At 61.7% G+C, this 16,890-nt stretch carries 14 protein-coding genes; 12 read left to right on the forward strand and 2 right to left on the reverse strand.

Features of this window, described 5'->3' with window-relative positions; all coding sequences use genetic code 11:
* Nucleotides 1-335 precede the first annotated feature (335 nt).
* The 9 genes from IF803_RS34790 (at nucleotide 336) to IF803_RS34830 (ending at nucleotide 12,305) form a co-directional block, all read left to right on the forward strand.
* Complete coding sequence (locus IF803_RS34790) at nucleotides 336-1,649, forward strand: type VI secretion system protein TssA (protein WP_461195317.1); 1,314 nt, start codon at nucleotides 336-338, stop codon at nucleotides 1,647-1,649.
* Nucleotides 1,650-1,778: 129 nt separating this feature from the next.
* A complete protein-coding gene (gene tssB / locus IF803_RS34795) occupies nucleotides 1,779-2,306 on the forward strand; it encodes a type VI secretion system contractile sheath small subunit (protein WP_461195318.1) in 528 nt (175 codons plus the stop codon).
* 17 nt (nucleotides 2,307-2,323) lie between these two features.
* Nucleotides 2,324-3,826 carry a type VI secretion system contractile sheath large subunit gene (tssC, locus tag IF803_RS34800; RefSeq protein WP_461195320.1) on the forward strand — a complete coding sequence of 501 codons (1,503 nt, stop codon included), beginning with the start codon at nucleotides 2,324-2,326 and terminating at the stop codon, nucleotides 3,824-3,826.
* Between the two features lie 52 nt (nucleotides 3,827-3,878).
* Entirely contained in the window at nucleotides 3,879-4,364 is a 486-nt protein-coding gene (locus IF803_RS34805; RefSeq protein WP_028339372.1) for an Hcp family type VI secretion system effector, read from the forward strand.
* A 68-nt stretch (nucleotides 4,365-4,432) separates the two neighbouring features.
* Nucleotides 4,433-4,981, forward strand: coding sequence for a type VI secretion system baseplate subunit TssE (gene tssE, locus IF803_RS34810; RefSeq protein ID WP_461195322.1), 549 nt, complete (start codon nucleotides 4,433-4,435; stop codon nucleotides 4,979-4,981).
* A 1-nt stretch (nucleotide 4,982) separates the two neighbouring features.
* Nucleotides 4,983-6,950: a type VI secretion system baseplate subunit TssF gene (tssF, locus tag IF803_RS34815; RefSeq protein WP_461195324.1), complete on the forward strand. Its 1,968-nt coding sequence runs from the start codon at nucleotides 4,983-4,985 to the stop codon at nucleotides 6,948-6,950.
* Nucleotides 6,914-7,978, forward strand: coding sequence for a type VI secretion system baseplate subunit TssG (gene tssG, locus IF803_RS34820; RefSeq protein WP_461195326.1), 1,065 nt, complete (start codon nucleotides 6,914-6,916; stop codon nucleotides 7,976-7,978). Before tssF ends, tssG begins: the two co-directional genes overlap by 37 nt.
* Nucleotides 7,979-8,076: 98 nt before the next feature.
* Nucleotides 8,077-10,713, forward strand: coding sequence for a type VI secretion system ATPase TssH (gene tssH, locus IF803_RS34825; protein ID WP_461195328.1), 2,637 nt, complete (start codon nucleotides 8,077-8,079; stop codon nucleotides 10,711-10,713).
* Between the two features lie 5 nt (nucleotides 10,714-10,718).
* Complete coding sequence (locus tag IF803_RS34830; RefSeq protein ID WP_461195330.1) at nucleotides 10,719-12,305, forward strand: methyltransferase regulatory domain-containing protein; 1,587 nt, start codon at nucleotides 10,719-10,721, stop codon at nucleotides 12,303-12,305.
* An 89-nt stretch (nucleotides 12,306-12,394) separates the two neighbouring features.
* Here the strand turns inward: IF803_RS34830 and IF803_RS34835 are convergent, their stop codons facing one another.
* Nucleotides 12,395-13,024 carry a hypothetical protein gene (locus tag IF803_RS34835; protein WP_028339378.1) on the reverse strand — a complete coding sequence of 210 codons (630 nt, stop codon included), beginning with the start codon at nucleotides 13,022-13,024 and terminating at the stop codon, nucleotides 12,395-12,397.
* Nucleotides 13,025-13,153: 129 nt separating this feature from the next.
* Here IF803_RS34835 and IF803_RS34840 point away from each other — a divergent pair, with 129 nt between their 5' ends.
* Genes IF803_RS34840 through IF803_RS34850 form a run of 3 tightly spaced genes read left to right on the forward strand, consistent with a single transcriptional unit; the run spans nucleotide 13,154 to nucleotide 15,676 of the window.
* Complete coding sequence (locus IF803_RS34840) at nucleotides 13,154-14,032, forward strand: hypothetical protein (protein ID WP_057019602.1); 879 nt, start codon at nucleotides 13,154-13,156, stop codon at nucleotides 14,030-14,032.
* 36 nt (nucleotides 14,033-14,068) lie between these two features.
* Nucleotides 14,069-14,266, forward strand: coding sequence for a hypothetical protein (locus IF803_RS34845; protein WP_461195332.1), 198 nt, complete (start codon nucleotides 14,069-14,071; stop codon nucleotides 14,264-14,266).
* Nucleotides 14,267-14,293: 27 nt separating this feature from the next.
* Nucleotides 14,294-15,676: a hypothetical protein gene (locus IF803_RS34850; RefSeq protein ID WP_461195334.1), complete on the forward strand. Its 1,383-nt coding sequence runs from the start codon at nucleotides 14,294-14,296 to the stop codon at nucleotides 15,674-15,676.
* 222 nt (nucleotides 15,677-15,898) lie between these two features.
* On the opposite strand, the gene dhaK is transcribed toward IF803_RS34850, so the two are convergent.
* The gene (gene dhaK, locus IF803_RS34855) at nucleotides 15,899-16,882 is read right to left on the reverse strand and encodes a dihydroxyacetone kinase subunit DhaK (protein ID WP_461195335.1); all 984 of its coding nucleotides are present in this window, start codon (nucleotides 16,880-16,882) and stop codon (nucleotides 15,899-15,901) included.
* Between the last annotated feature and the right edge of the window lie 8 nt (nucleotides 16,883-16,890).

Below are 16,890 nucleotides of genomic sequence, written 5' to 3' on the forward strand. Positions count from 1 at the left end.
TCGTTGACCGCACCAGCTGCGCAACCGGCGCATCGGGCGGTCAAGCACGAACAACCGAAATCCGAGCCGGCCATCGGTGGGATGGCCGACAAGTCCGCCCGGGGGTCGCCCTCACCTGACGCGGCAAAGCACGCGCCCGAGGAAACCGCCGCGGCACTCATGTAGTCGGTTCCAAGCGCTTGCTGGTTCACGGGAAACTGCCATCATGCCGGGAATGAACCGAGGCCGGCGTTGATCTGACCTAACAGTCAATCGGATCATGATCCCCCGCGTGATCCGCCAGATGTCACGGACCTGGTGGAGGGACCAGGGCCCCGCAGACGGATCCTCTTTGCATGCTCGACATCGCATCCCTGACCCAGCCCATCGACCCGGACAATCCCTGCGGGCCTGACCTCGATGCGGCCGGCGACGTCCAGTACCTGAATTTCTTCGCAGCTGCGGAATCGCTGCTGCCGATGTCGTATTTCGAGGTCGTCAATGCAAACGGAGAGCGCGGACGGTTCGACCCGAAGGCCATCGATATTGCCGGCCAGTTCGCCGCTGCGCAGCCCCTGTTGGCTCGCACCCGCGATCTGCGCCTGACCATGCTGCTCGCCAAGTTTTCCATCCTGAACCGCGATCTCGATGGCTTCCTCGACTGCCTGAAGGCAACCACCCTGCTGCTCCGCGAACAATGGGAAGCGGTTCACCCAAGGGGCGAAGACGGCGACTATGCTTTTCGGGCCGTCACCATCGAGGCGATCGACGTGTTTCCGACGGTGATCAACCCGCTCCAATTCCTCCCCCTGATCGAAAATCGAAGGCACGGCAGCCTCAACTACCGTGCCTATCAGATTGCCAAGGGCGAAATTCCCGCCGCCGATGCCGATGTCGACATGCCGGATCTCGGAACCATCGAGCGCATCGTCGGCGAGACCGATCTCGACACCCTCAAGGCGGTGAGCGCCCGCTGTTCCGCGGTCGCTGCCGAGATCGCCGGCATCAAATCGGTTTGGCACGAAAAGTTGAACTCGGGGCAACCCATCAGTCTCGACAGGCTGGCGGGTGTCGCGAATGGCATGGCCGGCTGGCTCGCGACTCTGGTCACCGCACGCGATCCAGCCGCAACTGCCCCATCACAGGACGCGACTGATCAAGACGGCCCGCAGCTTCCGATTGAAATCGCCGGCGCAGTGACCTCACCGGGACAGGCATCCGCGGCGCTGGCGGCGGCTGCCGACTATTTCGCTCGGAAGGAACCGTCGAGCCCGGCGCTGTTGCTGGTGCGGCAGGCGCAGGACATGGTTGGCAAATCGTTTATCGAAGTGATGCGGATGCTGATGCCGGCGCACGTGGAGACCGCCGCCATCAATATCGGTCGCGACAAGGTCTTCGACCTGCCGATCGAACGCATGGCGGAATTCGCCAGCTCGCTCCCATCCGCGGCGGAAAACGAGGCTCAAGATGCTGTTTTTGCGGCAGAAAACAGAGCGCAGGCGTTGGACTTGCTGAGCAAGGTCGCGTCCTTCTTCCGGGCCGCGGAGCCGTCCAGCCCGATCCCGTTCCTGGTCGATCGCGCACGCGAACTCGCACAGCGAGACTTCCTCAGCCTGCTGAACGAAGTGCTGCCCGAGGGCGCTCTGAAGGCGATCGATAAATCGAATTGAACCCGCCTTCCGTTCGACGGGACTAACTGAACGGAAGGAAGCTCCGCCGACGAAAGACCGAGGCACTTCCCCTGCCTGCGTCGCGCAAGTCGGCTTCCGCAGAGATTTTTTTGTGAAGAGGGCAACCCAATGGCAACCGACAGCGGTCAAAAATTCATTCGCCGAAACCGCGCACCGCGCGTGCACATCACTTACGAAGATCCCTACGACGCCGAGCGGCTGATCGAGCTGCCGTTCGTCATGGGCGTCCTATCCGATCTTTCCGGCAACAACCCCGGCGTCGAGAAGGCGAAGGTCGAGGAGCGCAAGTTCCTCGAGTTCGACATGGACAATTTCGACAACCGCATGGCGGCGATCCAGCCCGGCGTGACGGCGCGCGTCGCCAATCGTCTCAGCGACGGGTCTGACGAAAAGATCTCCGTCAACCTGCGCTTCAACAAGATCTCCGACTTCACGCCGGTGGCGGTGGCCCGCCAGGTGCCGGCGACGGCCAAGCTGCTCGAAGCGCGCGAACAGCTCGCCAACCTGCTGCGCTACATGGATGGCAAGGTGGGCGCCGAGGACCAGCTGAAGAAGCTCCTCGCCGATCCTCAACTGATGGCCGCACTGCGCGAGCGCGCGACCAGCCAGTCCACCGACGCCGACACCAACAGCTAAGGGAAGGAATGGGGACCATGGCAAAAGAAGCAATCCATAAAGAGACCACCACCAAGGTCGGGACCGTCGAGGCTGACGAGTTTGCCGCCCTGCTGAAGCAAAGCTTCAAGCCGCGCACCGAACGTGCGGCAACCGAAGTCGAGAACGCGGTGTCCACGCTCGTTCAAGAAGCGTTGAAGGATACGAGCGTCATCAAGTCGGACGTGCTCGACACCATCGAGGAGATGATCGCGCGGATCGACCAGAAGCTGACCGCGCAGATGAACGAGATCCTGCACGCGCCCGAATTCCAGGCGATCGAAAGTGCCTGGCGCGGCCTCCACTACCTCGTCTTCAACTCCGAGACCGACGCCAACCTCAAGATCCGGGTGATGAACGTCTCCAAGAACGAGCTGTATCGGAATCTGCGGCTTTATCCCGATGCGCGTTGGGACCAGAGCCCGCTGTTCAAGCAGATCTACGAGTACGAATTTGGCCAGCTCGGCGGCGAGCCGTTCGGCTGCCTGATCGGCGACTATTATTTCAGCCACCTTCCCACCGACGTGCAGTTGCTCCGCGATCTCAGCAAGATCGCCGGCGCCGCGCACGCCCCCTTCTTCAGCGGCGCCGAGCCTACGCTGATGGGAATGGACTCGTGGACCGAACTGTCCAACCCTCGCGACATCGGCAAGGTGTTCGACACCCCGGAATACGCCGCATGGAAAGGACTGCGCGATCAGGACGACTCGCGCTATCTCGGCCTGTGCATGCCGCGCGCGCTGGGACGCCTCCCCTACGGCGCCAAATCGGAGCCGGTGGAAGAGTTCGCCTTCGAGGAGGAGACGGACGGGCACGCTGGTGACAAATACGGCTGGATCAACGCTGCCTATGCGATGGCAGTCAACATCAACCGCGCCTTCAAGGAGTTCGGCTGGTGCACACGCATCCGCGGCGTCCAGTCCGGCGGCGAGGTCATCAACCTGCCGACGCATACATTCCCGACCGACGACGGTGGCGTCGACCTGAAATGCCCCACCGAGATCGCCATCAGCGATCGTCGCGAGCACGAGCTTGCAAAGGCGGGACTCATCCCGCTGATCCATCGCAAGAACACCGACAAGGCCGCCTTCATCGGCGCCCAGTCGCTCTACAAGCCGAAGAAGTATTTCGGCGACAAGGGCGTGGATGCAACCGCGTCCGACAACCTGTCGTCACGTCTGCCCTACATGTTCGCAGTATCCCGCTTTGCGCATTATCTGAAGTGCATGGTTCGCGACAAGATCGGATCCATGAAGGAAAAGGATGAGCTGACGGTCTGGCTGCAGACCTGGATCAACGAATACGTTGATGCCAATCCGGCCTTGTCGTCAGAAGCTCAGAAAGCGCGCAAGCCGCTGGCCGCTGCGAAGGTTGAGGTCATAGCAAACGAGGAGAACCCGGGATATTACAACGCGCGCTTCTTTCTCCGTCCACACTTTCAATTGGAAGCGATGGACGTCGGTCTCAGTCTCGTTTCGCGCCTGCCAGGCCCGAGCTCCTGACGCCGCGTTATCGCAATCGTCTATCATCAGAGAATTTTGAAAGGGCTATGCTATGGCTGTCGACATCTTTCTGAAACTCGATCCGATCAAGGGCGAGTCGCTCGACGACAAACACAAGGAGGAAATCGACATTTTGAGCTGGTCGTTCGGCGAGAGCCAAAGCGGCACATTCCACAGCGGATCGGGCGGCGGCGCCGGCAAGGTCGCCGTTCAAGACCTCCACTTCACCCACTTCGTGGACAAGGCGACACCCGAGCTTTTCAAGGTCTGCGCCAATGGAAAGCACATCGACAGCGCCATCCTCACGGTACGCAAGGCCGGTGAACATCCGCTCGAATATCTCAAGATCGAGATGAAGCACGTTCTGGTTTCCAGCGTCTCGACGGGCGGATCGCACGGCGAGGATCGCCTCACCGAAAACGTCAGCCTGAACTTCCAGAAGGTCAAAATGACCTACAAGACCCAGACGGAAAAAGGCGGCGCCGGCGCGTCTCCGGTGTTCGGATGGGACGTTGCGGCCAACAAGGAATGGGCCTGATCGCAAGCTTCCTGCCCGGCGCCGGTTGCCCATAGCGGCAATCGGCGCCAGCTGTACGGGGACCGTCAATGACCGTTACGCCAAGGAAGGACCGGCTCTCTCCGCCATTGATGCTGGCCTTTCGTGCGGCTCATGACGCGCGCGATGCGCGCAAACCACTCGAACTGCGGGATCAGTTCGGTGAGCGAGTGATAGCGGGACGGCGCAGCGCGGGTCGGTTCCCGATCTCGGAGACGCTGCTAAGGCGCGAGGTTTCGCAGGACGTCGAAACACTCCTCAATACCATTGCCCTCGAATCGACGCTTGACCTGACGGGTCGCGGCTGCGTCCGCACCTCGATCCTGAACTATGGTTTCCCCGATATCGCAAACCGTTCGATCGACGAAGTCACCGACGAGGAGCTCAGCGATGCCCTGCGGATGTCGCTCACGACCTATGAGCCGCGACTCGATCGCAAGTCCATCCGGGTGCAGCGCGACACCTCCGTGGGCGCCGAGCAGCTCAAGCTGCGCTTTGTCGTGCATTCCGACCTGAAGTGCGAACCGCTCAACGTGCCCGTGGAGTTCGTCGCGGACGTCGACCTCGACAGCGGCGATATACAGATCAACCGATTATAGCATGAACCGCGAATTCCTCGACTTCTACAATCGTGAACTGTCGCTGCTGTACGAGCACGCGGAGGGTTTTGCCGAGGAATATCCTGGTATCGCCGAGCGCCTCGGCGGCCTGGTCCGCGACCGCTCGGATCCGATGATCTCAGGCCTATTGGAGGGCGCTGCATTTCTCGCCGCCCGTGTTCAGCTCAAGCTCAAGCACGAGTTTCCGGAATTCACGGCGAACCTGCTTGAGCAGTTGGTTCCGAACTATCTCGCGCCGACTCCGTCCGCCATGCTGGTCAAGGTGCAGCCGACCTACGCCGATCCGGCATTGCGCGACGGCAGGAAGATTGCGCGGGGCGCCTATTTCGACGCGAACTATCGCGAAAGGGAGCGGAGCCTCGCCTGCCGGTTCCGGCTTTGCCGCGATATCGTACTTTGGCCCTTTGATGTCACCGGCGCCGAATATTTTGCGAGCGCGGGCGCGTTGCAGGCCCTCGGGATTCCAGTCGGCGGAGAAGTCATCGCGGGGCTCAGGCTTTCCTTGACGCACCGTACCGCAGCGCGGCTCGACGAGGAGCCGGCGGACGCGGAGACTCGCAACAAGCCGGACACCTGGTTCGCCGGCTGCCGCACCAGCGAACTGCCTATCTACCTGACCGGCGCCGAGTCGGATGCCATCGCACTTTACGAACAACTGACCTCGAACTGCGTCGGGCTCTATTTTCGCTATCTCGACGATTTCGGCGATCCGGTCGTCATCCGGGCTCCGAACGACTGTGTACAGCAAGTCGGCTTCAGCGAGGACGAATCCCTGTTTCCTAACGACAACCGGGTCTTTCGCGGCTCGGAGTTATTGCGGGAATATTTCGTGTTTCCGCGCAAGTTCCTTGGCGTCAATCTGACGCAACTTCGCGCTGTGATGCCGCGGTTACGCAGCAAGTCCATCGATATCGTCTTCGCATTCAATGAGCACAACTCGCGGCTCGCCGCCTCGGTCCGGGCGGATACTTTCAGTCTCTACACCGCCCCGGCGATCAACCTTTTCGAGAAGACCAGCGATCGCATCCCGATCAAGTCGAATACCTACGAATACCACGTGGTACCCGACCGAAGTCGCTATCTCGAATACGAGCCGCACCAGGTGCTGGAGGTTTACGCGCACTTTCCGGCGGAAAAGGACAAGCGCCGCGTGCGTCCGTTGTACTCCGCCGCCGTCGACAGGACAGCCGGATCGGTCGAGGGACTTTACTTTACGGTTCGCCGGCTGCCGCGGCGCCGCACCGTCGAAGAGAAGACCTATGGCGCAGCCTCGGACTACACCGGGACGGACATGTTCCTTTCGCTGCTCGAGCCCGGCGACCCGAGCGGCGGCGGATCCGCCGCCGAACTGAGCGTCCGGGCGCTGTGCTCCAACCGGCATCTCACGGAACATCTGCCGGTCGGCCAGGGCGGAGCCGATTTTCGCCTGCTGGACGACACCTCGCTCGAGCTGATGTGCATAGCCGGTCCCACCCGGCCACGCGAGCCGGTGGTGGCGCAGTTGCGCAGTCGCAGCGAAATCGCCAATAGCGGCGTCGTCAGTTGGCGCCTGATCAACATGCTGAGTCTGAACTATCTCGGCCTCGTGGAACGCAGCGGCGGCAAGAACGCCGGGTCGTTGCGCGAGATGCTGTCCTTGTTCGCCGATCAGTTCGACGACGCTACGGAACGAAAGATTCGTGGCGTGCGCAGCGTCGAAAGCAGGCCCGTGGTGCGGCGGGTGCGTGAGCGTACCGGCAGTGGCGCAGCGCGCGGCCTCGAGATCACGGTCACGCTCGACGAGAAGGCATTTGAGGGCAGCGGCGTGTTCCTGCTCGGGGCGGTGCTGGAACGCTTCTTCGCCGACTATTCGGGCTTCAACACCTTCACCCAGACCGTCATCTCGACCCCGGAGCGTGGCGAGATCATGCGTTGGCCTGCCCGCATGGGCACCCGGAGGCCGCTGTGACGCTGATCGACCAGATGAAGGCCGAACCCTGGCGGTTCGATTTCTTTCAGACGCTCCGCCAGCTCGAGCGATGCAATCCGGATCGGCCGCGGATCGGCGACAGTGCAGCGCGTCGCGAGGAGTTTGTCGACCTCGGTCAAACCCCCTATCTGGAATTTCCCGCCTCCAATCTGAGCTCGGTCGACGATCGTGACGGCAGGCTCAGAATTCTGGTCAAATTCCTCGGCCTGCTCGGACCGCAGGGCGCGCTGCCGCTGGCCACCACCGATGAGAGCGTCGGCTGGCAGTTGATGCGGGATGACGCCTTCCCTCGTTTTCTCGACCTGCTGAACGGGCGCTTCCTGCAATTGTTCTTTCGAGCCTGGGCAGACGCGCGGCCGATCGCCCAGCACGATCGCCCGTCCGACGACCGCTTCATTGCCTATGTCGGATCCTTCGCCGGCCTCGGCTCCGATATTTTTGCCAATCGCGATACCGTGCCCGACATGGCGAAGCTGAGCTTCGCCGGACTGGTTTCACCGAGAGCGAAATCCGCATCGCGACTGGCGCGGCTCCTGCAAGGGCTGTTCGAAGTCAGGGCCGAGATCGACGAGTTCGTTGGCACCTGGCTCCCGTTCGACCCAAGCCATTGCAGCCGGCTCGGCGGGACGCACGCCAAGCTTGGCCACGACGCGCTTCTGGGCTCCCGCGTGTTCAGTATCGAAGACAAGATCAGGGTTCGCGTGTTCGTGAAGGATTTTGCTCAATACGAGCAGTTCCTGCCCACCGAAGCACCTAACCTGTCCGAGCCCCTGGCTGACGCCGTCTACTTCTACATCGGCGACGAACTCGAGTGGGAGGTGGAACTCGCCATTCCGGCGGGAGCAGTCGTCCCGATGAAGCTGGGGCAGAGCGGACGCCTTGGATGGACCAGCTGGGTTTCGCCGAACTGGGCCTCGACCGAGGAGTACCGGCGCGACGCGCGCTTTCACCTCGCCGAGCGTCTGAGAGCCCGGCGCAGCGCTGCGACAGGTACGCCGCCGGTTTGAACCTAAGCATCGCTCGGATTGTCCTAACATCATGGGAATTCGAGCCGATTTCCGCGACGACCCCGGCATCGTCCAGGGATTGAGCAGGAGGCGCCATCGTGACCGACATCAGTCTTGAGGCCGTAACTGGCAAACTGAACCGGGCCGGATACGACGCCTTCATACAGGCCCTGCGCCACGCCAAGAGCGCCAGCAATCGTAACGTGGAGCTTGCGCACTGGCTGTTTCACATCCTGCAACAGGAGCGGACCGACCTCAGCTTGTCGGTGGATCACTACAAGCTCGACCGCGCGCGGCTGCTGTCGGACCTCGCAGGCGTCATCAACGGTTTTCGCAAGAACGAAACCGACATGCCGGGCGTCGCCAATTCGGTCATCGATATTCTCGACCGTGGCTGGCACTATGCCACGCTGTTCTTCGGCGAGACCCAGATCCGCACCGGCCATCTCCTGGTCGCCGGATTGAAATCGAACGAGATCCGTCGTGCGCTCAACAACATCTCGCAGGAATTCGCCAAGATAAACGTCGACGCATTGGCTGCGGAGCACCGCGCCATCTGGGCGGGCTCCGAGGAGGAGACCATGCGTCCGATGGACGGCTCCGGATTGGCCGGTGCCGGCACCGATGGTGCGGACCAGGCAAATCCGAAAGGGACAACACCGCTCGACCGGTTTTCCCAGGATCTCACGGCAAAGGCCCGGTCGGGTCAGATGGACCCGATCCTCGGTCGGGACGACGAGATCCGCCAATTGATCGACGTGCTGATGCGCCGGCGGCAAAACAATCCGATCCTCACCGGCGAAGCCGGCGTCGGCAAGACCGCCGTTGTCGAGGGATTTGCCCAGCGTATTGCCGCCGGCGAGGTGCCGCCGCCGCTGCGCAACGTCAGGCTCTGCGCGCTCGATATCGGCCTGATGCAGGCCGGCGCCTCGATGAAGGGCGAATTCGAGCAGCGCCTGCGCTCGGTGATCGACGAGGTTCAGAACTCGCCTACCCCGATTATCCTGTTCATCGACGAGGCTCACACGCTGATCGGGGCCGGTGGCACGGCCGGCACCGGCGACGCGGCCAATCTCCTCAAGCCTCCCCTCGCCCGCGGCACGCTGCGGACCATCGCCGCGACCACCTGGGCAGAGTATCGCCAGTACATCGAAAAAGATCCCGCACTCACACGACGCTTTCAGCCGATCCAGGTCGATGAGCCGGATGTCGAGACCTGCTGCATCATGCTGCGGGGCCTCCTCGGCCCGATGGAGAAGCACCACGGCGTTCGCATTTCGGACGCCGCGATCGTGACCGCGGTCAACCTGTCGCATCGCTACATTCCGTCTCGACAGCTGCCGGACAAGGCGGTCAGCCTGCTGGACACGGCTTCGGCCCGAGTAGCCATCAGTCAAAGCGCGACGCCGGCGCTGATCGAGGACGCTCGCGTCGCCATCGCGGCACGCGAGGCCGAGCGATCGGCGCTGGTCAGCGACGGCGATCTCGGGGACGAGAACAGCGAGCGCATCACCGCGATCGACGGCGACATCGCGGCGCTGAAGGACAAGCTGACCGGCCTGGAGGCCGACTGGGCCAAGGAACAGGAGCTCGTCAAGGACATCCGCAGCATTCGCGAAATCCTGTCCGAGAATGGAGACGAAGATCGAGCCACCAAACGCGTGGAGTTGCGCGGCAAGTTCGAGACATTGGAGGGCATCAATCCGGAAAAGCGGATGATCTATGCCCATGTCGACCAGCAGTCGGTCGCCTCTGTCGTGTCCGACTGGACCGGCATTCCGACCGGCAGAATGATGCGTGACGAAATCGAGACCGTCCTGAAGCTGCCCGAGATTCTCAATCGTCGCGTGGTCGGCCAGTCCCACGGGCTGACGATGATTGCCAAGAGAATCGAGACCAGCCGCGCCAAGTTGGACAACCCGTCCAAGCCGATCGGCGTTTTCATGCTGGCTGGACCGTCCGGCGTGGGCAAGACGGAAACCGCCCTCGCGCTTGCCGAAACCCTTTATGGCGGCGAGCAGAACATGATCACGATCAACATGTCGGAGTTCCAGGAGGCGCACACGGTCTCGACCTTGAAGGGCGCACCTCCGGGTTACGTCGGCTACGGTGAAGGTGGTCGGCTGACCGAAGCGGTCCGGCGCAAGCCCTACAGCGTTATCCTGCTCGACGAGGTGGAGAAGGCCCATCCCGACGTCCATGAGATCTTCTTTCAGGTGTTCGACAAGGGAGTCATGGAAGACGGCAACGGTCGGCGAATCGACTTCAAGAACACGCTGATCATTCTGACCACAAACGTCGGCACCGATCTCATCATGAGCCTGGCGCGCGATCCCAAGTATCGCAACGAGCCGGAAGAACTCGCCAGGCTGCTACGGCCGGAATTACTGAAGGTGTTCCCCGCCGCGTTGCTTGGGCGCATTGTCTCGATCCCCTACTTTCCGCTTTCGGACGAGATGCTTGCCGGCATCGTCAGATTGCAGCTCGACCGGATCGGACAGCGCCTCCGCGATAACCACAAGGCTGCCTTCGGCTACGACGATGCAGTCGTCGAGCACATCGTATCCCGTTGCAACGATCCGGACTCCGGCGGGCGGATGATCGATAACATCATCACCAACACGCTGCTGCCCGAACTGTCGCGCGAATTCTTGAGCAAGTCACTCGCCAAGGAAGAGGTCAAGCAGACGCGCGTCTCGATCGTGAACGACAAGTTTGCATATTCGTGGAACTGACTGCGATGAACATCCAGACCGAGCACCGCCAGCCGACCGCCGGTACCACAGCATACGATGAAGTATATTATCCCGGGCATGTCTACGGGCTCACTCACCCGAACCATCTGGCGACGATCGCTGCGGTCTATGGCATGCAGCCGGCTCCGGTCGAGCGCTGCCGGGTCCTGGAACTCGGCTGCGGCGTTGGCGGCAATCTGTTGCCGATGGCTTTTCAATATCCAGACAGCGAGTTCATCGGTATCGACCTGAGTGGCGTGACGATCGAACGCGGGCAGCGAAACATCGCCGCATTGGGCTTGAGCAACATCAGGCTTTTGCATTGCGACATCATGGACGTCGACGCTGCCTTCGGACAGTTCGACTACATCATCGCCCATGGCGTGTATTCATGGGTACCACCGAACGTGCGCGAGAAGATGATGTCCATCTTCAAGCAGAATTTGGCGCCACAGGGGCTCTGCTACGTCAGCTATAACGCTCATCCGTTCTCGCATCTTCGCGACATGGTCCGCGACATGATGCGCTACCACACCCGGCGCATCACCGGGATGAAGGAAAAAGTCGGACAAGCTCGCGCCATCGTGAAATTTCTCAGCGAAGGATCGAAGTCCAACTCGGTGCACGGTACAGTCATGCGCGATCAGTGCAGCCGCGTGCTCAACGCTCCGGACGAGTTGCTTTTTCACGACGACCTCGATCAGGGCGCGACGGCCTTCCTTTTGCACGAAGTCGTCGAAGATGCCGGTCGGCATGGCCTGCAATATATGAGCGACGCCGATTTCTCACGGCGCTATCTTGCCGGCTACACCGAAGAGGTCCGCGCCACGCTGCAGCGCTTTCCCGAAAGCGAGTTCATGGCGCGCGATCAATATCAGGACTTTATCGACGGCAACGGGTTTCGGCGTACGTTGCTCTGCCACGAGGGTATCTCCCTTGACCGCCAGGTCGATCTCGACTTCATCACCGCCTTCTATCTGCTGAGCACCGCCAGCCCATGTCGGCCCGACGCCTGCCTGACCGACGATTCCGAGATGGAGTTTGAAAATCAGGACGGCAGCCGGATCACGGTGACCGATCCGCTCCTGAAGGCCGCACATCTTTGTCTCGGCCGGGCCTGGCCGCGCGCGCTCTCCTTCACCGAACTGCTCGATGGCGCGCGGACGCTGCTGGAAGGCCGGCAAACAGTCGATGACCAGCGGATATTGACGGAAGCGCTCTATATCCTGGCCTGCAGCGGCGAGGTCTCCTTTCTGAAATCACGGCCCTTTCTCGTGAAGGAAATCACGGACTGCCCGCAGGCCAGCCTGCTCGCCCGCAGACAAGCGCAGACCGGTCCGCTGGTCACCAATCTGCTCCACCAAACCGTACAGTTGGAGGACGACAGGACGCGCCATTTTCTGCAGTTGCTCGACGGCTCCCGGACGATCGAGCAAATCACGGCCGAAATGACCAAAATCTTCGGACCGACCGTCCAGGTCAAGCAAATGGATGATGCCGGCCAGCCGGCCGATCCGTTGCTGCTGTCAACCCGACAAAGCGTTGACCGTTCGCTGGCGACGGTCGGCAAGCTGGGTTTGCTGGTTGCCTGAGGCTTTCGACGGCGTCGACCTCAGTATGGAAGTGGCAGCAGGGAGCCGGGCCAGCAGCCAGTTTGTGGGAGCGGACGCCCCGCGTCCCATCAGCCGTCGTGCGTGTATTGTTGGCCGAGCAGCCATCCGGTGAGAATGCCACCAGGTCCGCTGGCATAGACCGCACTAAGGCCGACACCGGCGCGCAGCATCCGCCATTCATGCTCGCCGACCCAGGGAATGCCGGGATCACCCTTTTGGTATTGCGCCAGCAGCGTTCGGGCGACCTCCGCGGCATTGGCGTAGATCGGGCCGTTCGCCCAGCGGGGTCGCGGCAGGCCTGTCATGCGGCAGTAGAGCGCCGTGCAGACATAGGCGGACGCCTCCTCCGCATTGCCGTCAAGGCCGGTCCGCAGCAGATCGTAAGCCGCATGCAAGGCCTCGTGGACGATATAGGCCTCGTCCATTCGCCCCGTCGCCGACACGACCTCCAGCGTATTCGCCGCAACGACCGTACCGTCCGCTCGGGTTCGCGCGACGTCGTTATATTGTGCCGCAACATTTGCCGCGAGGTCCGTCGGAACTCTGACGCTGACCTGCCCCAACCGGATCGCGCGAGCGACGTGATGGAACGTTTGCGGTGCAATCGTCACGTGGCTGCCACGGATCGGAAACCGGAAGCGAATGCGTGCGACCGCCGGGCCATTGAGTACGTCTAGCACCCTGCTCCGAAGTGACATCGGATCGTCCTTGCTGTTGACACTGCTCCACGAATGGTGGTCGGCGTTTCCGGTTGGGAGGTTCAGTTGAACCCGGCCTCGCCCGGACCAGACAAATCAGAGACTGGCTTTGACTCGGAGGGCAGCCCCGTGACGACCACCGACCCGACCACGACCGACACTTACCGCAAGATCGCGGCGCGGCTGACCATGCTCCGGCCGCAGATCGATCTGTCGAAATATTTCGCGGGGCCGAATCCCAATGTCCGCCTCTATGACGAGAAGGCCTATATCCGACGCCAATTGGAGAAGTATGGCGTGGCGGCTGCGACGAGCACGCTCGACGGCGTCACGTTCCTGCCCAAGGACTGGGAAGACCTGATCAAGACGCTGCGTATTGCCAAGACCTCGGACGGATTTGACGCCTTCGCCGAAGGCAAAAGCCCGGAGAAGCCGTCGCATTGGGCCCTCGACCTGTCGATGGCAGCCACCATCGGCAAGGGCTTTCGGGAGATCTGGCGCCCGAAGCTATCCGACCGGCCGCTCTCTACGCGAGACCTACCGGGCCGGCACGGCTTCGGGCTTGGACGCGGCCGAGGACAATGGAGCGACGACTATAGCGCGCAGTTCGGCAAGGACCCGCAGCCGCAAGACATCACGTCGCTGCATTTCGCGGTAGCGCCCGACCGGGTCAATGTTCACATCGACGAGACGGGCTTCGTGTTCGAGGGCGCAGACGGCGCCCTCACGGTCGGACCGAATTTCGGGCACCACGCCGTCAATGAACTGTTCTGGAAGAGCAATCCTCACCTGCCGCGCTGGGCAATCGATCACATCGACCTGATCCTGCCGAACAGCGCCAATGATTTTTCGCGATTTGGCGTTTCGGTCGACCTGTACCAACGCAAGGACTTGCGCGTGACCGTCACCGGATCCTGCGGAATTTTCGGGGGATTCGAGTGCTCGGGAACGTTAAGCGTCAGTGGGACGCACGATCTGCTTGGCTCCAAGCCGAAGGGCGCGCGCTGACGATCGCATTTCTGGAATCCAGGCAGCGGCAGCCTCATGGCCCTCGATGGATCTCACTGTGGCGAAGCGCATCGTCGATGCAAGGTCGCCAAGGGCTCCAAGATACTGCATCAGTATGGATATTATTTCGGAACCGACCCGCAGGCGCTGTTTGAGTACGAATTCATCGACAAGCTTGCCTGGACGCTTCAGCCGACCACCAACGCGATAGTTGAACCCGCAATACGCCACTGAAAACGAACATATTGCTGGTGATTGGTCATGCCGCAATTGAAAGACAAAGTCGGTCGGTTTGCCGCGACGGGTCGCAGCTGCCAGAACTGGAAGCAAGACCAGGAGCTGGTCATCTCGCTGCTCAACAAGATCGCCATTTCCGACGGAGGCGCCGAGACCACCCTCAAACCGCAAATGATCGTGACGGGTCACGCCGGCGACAGCCTCTACAACTCGATCCTGTATTTCCAGCAAAAGAACTTCCCGGGCACGCCGGACGGCTATATTCGGCCTGGCGGGCCAACATACACTCGGCTCGTTGACCTCGCGACAAAGGCAGCCGCCAAGCCTCCTCCTCCCAAGGGTCAATGGGATGGGATCGCGACGCCATCCGTCGATGCCGCACTTCGCAAGGGTTTGCTCGACGATTCCAGGCTGGATTACGCGGAAGTGGTCGACATTATCAGGGCGACCGTCGCGGACGGCATGGTCACCGCATTCGAGCTGGACGACCTGACCACCATTGCAAACACCTCCAGAACGCTTTCTCCGACTTCGAAGAAGCTCATCACGCTCTTCGTCGGCGACGAAAAAAAGAAGTGGCTCGGGGTTGGTCCGTACGACCTCAGCTCGGATCAAAAGAAGCTCGCCGCGGAGATGGTCTGCGATTTCCTCAAGAACACGAGGACCACATTCTTTCCGAAGCTCGACCCGCACCGCGTCGGGATAGGCATTCTCAGGCGAATTGCGAAGCCGAGCCTCATAGATCAGGATCAGGCGAGCATGTGCGGCCCCTCCGCGCTGATGTTCAGCTACGCATCCGACAAGCCGGGACAATATGCGCGGTTCGCCATCGACCTGTATCAGAAGGGGCAGGCGAACCTCGGCCGCCTGCTGATCAAGCCGGGAAAGGACGTGAAGAACTACACACCGCCCTACTCGCTGGATCACGTCGATTGGTTGACATGCGCCTCCATTCGCGATTCCGAAAATTGGTTCCTCGATTTTGACGACACCGGCAGAATAAGCGATGCCGCGGGGATCACCTTGCCGAGCGAAATGGAGCAATGGTTCCGCAAGGCCGGATACCAGGACGTGCGCGAGGAGACCAATCTGAAATTAAGCAAAGGCCTCGACAGCGTCAACGAAGCCAACGCCCTGCTTGCCGGTGGATATCGCGTATGCCTGTTCATAAGCGCCAACATGATCGAATACGACGACCAGTCGAATGAAGGCTCCGTGTTGACGCGGCACTGGGTCGTCTTGCGTGACAGGATACAAGTTTCGAACGGAAACGTGACGACAACGATTTTCACATGGGGCAAGGGAGATTACGCGATCCCGCATCCGGGCAAAGGTGGCGCCCAGAAGCCTCTCTCAATTGGGGACTTCCTCATGAATTATTACGGGTACGTTGCTGCCAAAGCGTGAGTGGAGAACGAGCGCTCTCACCACGCGTTGAGGAATCACTTGGCACTCACGATCATCGATCGTCGGAGATCTCGTCTACTCCACACAAAAGGATGCCGTGCCCGAAGGACACGGCAAGTTTCAGGGAGGATGAACCGGCCGACTTCCGGTGCATGCCTGAGACCCCGGCCCCATCGTCGGTCAGGGCGCAATCTGAAAATCAGCGGCCGCTCGCCGCGGTGGTCACCATTTCAATGCGGCCGTGCGCACGGGATGATCCCAGAGCGCTGTGGACTCGCTGTCGAGCAGGCTCACGGTGAGCGAGCAGCCCGCCATGTCCAGCGACGTGACGTAGCTGCCGACCAGAGAACGGGCGATGCGCAGGCCCCGCTCCTCGAGCATCCGGCGCGCCGCGTTGTACATCAGATAGAGCTCGATCGTCGGCGTGCCGCCGAAGCCGTTGACGAGAAGCAGCGCCTCGGTACCGGCGCGCGCGCCAAGATCATCGGCGATCGCGGTGATCATCTCGGCTGCGATCGCGTCGGCCTGCGCAAGCTTGACGCGGCGGCGGCCCGGCTCGCCGTGAATGCCGACCCCCATCTCCATCTCGTCTTCACCAAGTGCAAAGGTCGGCGTGCCCGCAGCTGGAACGGTGCAGCTGGTCAGCGCAACGCCCATCGAGCGCGTCTGTGCGTTGATGCGCTCGCCGAGCGCCACGCAGGAGATGAGATCGGCGCCTCTCTCAGCGGCGGCGCCGACGATCTTCTCGACAATCAACGTGCCGGCGACGCCGCGCCGTCCGATGCTGTAGGTCGACTTCTCGACCGCGACATCGTCATCAGTCACGATGGTGGCGGTGCGGCCTTCGGCGATCTCGGCCGCCATCTCGAAATTCATGCGGTCGCCGGCGTAATTCTTGACGATGAACAGGACGCCGGCATCGCCCGCGACCGCCTGTGCGGCCTCTACGATCTGGTCCGGCGTCGGCGAAGTGAACACCTGGCCGGGACAGGCGGCATCCAGCATGCCGTAGCCGACGAAGCCCGCATGCAGCGGCTCGTGCCCGCTGCCGCCGCCCGACACCAGCGCGACCTTCTTGCCGTTCAGCTCGCGGCGGCGAACGAATTTGCGCTCGGCGCCCAGCACGACCAGATCGGCGTGCGCGGCCGCGAAACCGTCGAGGCTTTCGCCGAGCACGTTGTCGACCGCATTGATGAACTTCTTCATGGTGTCCT

Source organism: Bradyrhizobium sp. UFLA06-06 (assembly GCF_054820065.1).

Coding starts and splice junctions, on each gene's coding strand:
- IF803_RS34850 (WP_461195334.1), top strand. CDS start 14,294: ATGCCGCAATTGAAAGACAAAGTCGGTCGGTTTGCCGCGACGGGTCGC.
- tssB (WP_461195318.1), top strand. CDS start 1,779: ATGGCAACCGACAGCGGTCAAAAATTCATTCGCCGAAACCGCGCACCG.
- tssF (WP_461195324.1), top strand. CDS start 4,983: ATGAACCGCGAATTCCTCGACTTCTACAATCGTGAACTGTCGCTGCTG.
- tssE (WP_461195322.1), top strand. CDS start 4,433: ATGACCGTTACGCCAAGGAAGGACCGGCTCTCTCCGCCATTGATGCTG.
- IF803_RS34805 (WP_028339372.1), top strand. CDS start 3,879: ATGGCTGTCGACATCTTTCTGAAACTCGATCCGATCAAGGGCGAGTCG.
- IF803_RS34845 (WP_461195332.1), top strand. CDS start 14,069: ATGGCCCTCGATGGATCTCACTGTGGCGAAGCGCATCGTCGATGCAAG.
- IF803_RS34835 (WP_028339378.1), bottom strand. CDS start 13,024: ATGTCACTTCGGAGCAGGGTGCTAGACGTACTCAATGGCCCGGCGGTC.
- dhaK (WP_461195335.1), bottom strand. CDS start 16,882: ATGAAGAAGTTCATCAATGCGGTCGACAACGTGCTCGGCGAAAGCCTC.
- tssC (WP_461195320.1), top strand. CDS start 2,324: ATGGCAAAAGAAGCAATCCATAAAGAGACCACCACCAAGGTCGGGACC.
- IF803_RS34830 (WP_461195330.1), top strand. CDS start 10,719: ATGAACATCCAGACCGAGCACCGCCAGCCGACCGCCGGTACCACAGCA.
- IF803_RS34790 (WP_461195317.1), top strand. CDS start 336: ATGCTCGACATCGCATCCCTGACCCAGCCCATCGACCCGGACAATCCC.